The sequence below is a fragment of the Pseudomonas sp. SDO5522_S412 genome, from assembly GCF_054071215.1.
Genome location: NZ_JBSVWQ010000420.1, coordinates 1 through 2,017, shown reverse-complemented (window position 1 = coordinate 2,017; position 2,017 = coordinate 1). Strand labels below are relative to the sequence as shown.

Here is a 2,017-nt window from a genome sequence, read left to right as displayed (position 1 = left end):
TCAGTCAATATTTCCGGTGACTGACACTCCGCCTTCGCGAGCAAGCCCGCTCCCACATTGGCGCTGTATCGTTTGGCCTATTTGCGAACAACCAGGTCGAGCAGATCATCCCGATCCTTGATCTTCTGCAACACGATCTCCGACCGAATATCCATCACCCCCGCCGTGCGGTTCAGGTGGTTCACAATGAAATCCGAAAAGTGCTTGAGGTTGCGCGCCTGCACCCGCAGCACATAATTGCTCGCCCCGGTAATCACGTACGCACTGGCCACCTCCGGCCACCCTTGCACCTTCTTGATAAACGTCTCGTGCCAATCCTCCACATCCTGGCGTAACGACAGGTGGACGATGGCCTCCAGCTCAATCCCCAACTGCTCGGCGTTCAACACCGCCCGATAACCACTGATGATTCCCTCGCTTTCCAGCAGGCGCAAACGCCGCAGGCAGGCCGACGGCGACAGGGCGACTTTCTCCGCCAGTTCCTGGTTACTGATACGGCCATCCTGTTGCAGGAAATGCAGAAGGCGCAGGTCGGTGGCGTCGAGAATCATGGTTAGAATAAATCCGCGTGTTTGGGGGTTAAATTCGAATTTCCTACAGCTTAATTAGCCTGTTGCCCACCACTTTGCACGAAAATTCTCTAAAGCTTCGTTCATTATTTGGCTCATTGTTACTACAACAACAGGACTGACCATGACCACCCGCACCCATTGCCTGACCCTCGACGCCCAGGATCCGCTGGCGCCATTGCGCAACCAATTCGCCTTGCCGGCCGGGGTCATCTACCTCGACGGCAACTCCCTCGGTGCGCGCCCGGTAGCGGCACTGGAACGGGCGCAAGCGGTGATCGCCGAGGAGTGGGGCAATGGCCTGATTCGCAGTTGGAACAGCGCCGGCTGGGCCGACCTGTCCCAGCGCCTGGGCAATCGCCTGGCACCGCTGATCGGTGCCCGCGACGGTGAAGTGGTGATCACCGATACCACCTCCATCAACCTGTTCAAAGTGCTCAGCGCCGCGCTGACCGTGCAACGCGAACGCGCGCCAAGCCGCAAGGTGATCGTCAGCGAAGCGAGCAATTTCCCCACCGACCTGTACATCGCCGAAGGCCTCACCGAACTGCTGCAACAGGGCTACTCCCTGCGCCTGGTCAACAGCCCGGACGAACTGCCGAAAGCCATCGACCAGGACACGGCCGTGGTGATGCTCACCCACGTCAACTACAAGACCGGCTACATGTACGACATGCAGGCCCAGACTGCCTTGAGCCATGAATGTGGCGCGCTGGCGATCTGGGACCTGGCGCATTCGGCGGGCGCGGTGCCGATCGACCTGCATCAGGCCGGTGCCGATTATGCGATTGGTTGCACTTACAAATACCTCAACGGCGGGCCGGGTTCCCAGGCGTTTGTGTGGGTCAACCCGGCGCTGGTGGATGTGGTTACGCAGCCGCTGTCGGGCTGGTTCGGGCATACCCGACAGTTCGCCATGGAATCGCGTTATGCCCCGAGCCAGGGCATCGCCCGCTACCTGTGCGGCACCCAGCCGATTGCCTCGCTGGCGATGGTGGAGTGTGGCCTGGATATTTTCGCCCAGACCGATATGGCCAGCTTGCGCTCTAAATCCCTGGCGTTGACCGACCTGTTTATCGAGTTGGTGGAAAGCCGTTGCGCCGCCCACGACCTGACCCTGATCACCCCGCGTGAGCATGCCCGACGGGGCAGCCACGTCAGCTTCGAACACCCGGAAGGCTACGCGGTTATCCAGGCCTTGATCGCTCGCGGCGTGATTGGTGATTATCGCGAGCCGCGCATCATGCGGTTCGGGTTTACCCCGCTGTACACCAGCTTTGCTGAAGTGTGGGATGCGGTGGAAATCCTGGGTGAGATTCTCGATCAGAAAACCTGGGACCAGCCGCAGTTCAAGGTTCGCCACAGCGTCACCTGAGTAAACGCAGCGCAAAAAATGTGGGAGCGGGCTTGCTCGCGAATGCGGTCTATCAGTCTCTGATGTATTGACT

Annotated in this window: 2 protein-coding genes; one reads left to right on the top strand and one right to left on the bottom strand. The window is 59.6% G+C overall.

The features are described from left to right. Positions 1–77 precede the first annotated feature (77 nt). Positions 78–551, bottom strand: a complete 474-nt coding sequence (locus ACW9I6_RS32210; protein WP_003212305.1) for an Lrp/AsnC family transcriptional regulator — start codon at positions 549–551, stop codon at positions 78–80. A gap of 142 nt (positions 552–693) precedes the next feature. Here ACW9I6_RS32210 and kynU point away from each other — a divergent pair, with 142 nt between their 5' ends. Next, entirely contained in the window at positions 694–1,944 is a 1,251-nt protein-coding gene (kynU, locus tag ACW9I6_RS32205; RefSeq protein WP_457340236.1) for a kynureninase, read from the top strand. Positions 1,945–2,017 lie beyond the last annotated feature (73 nt).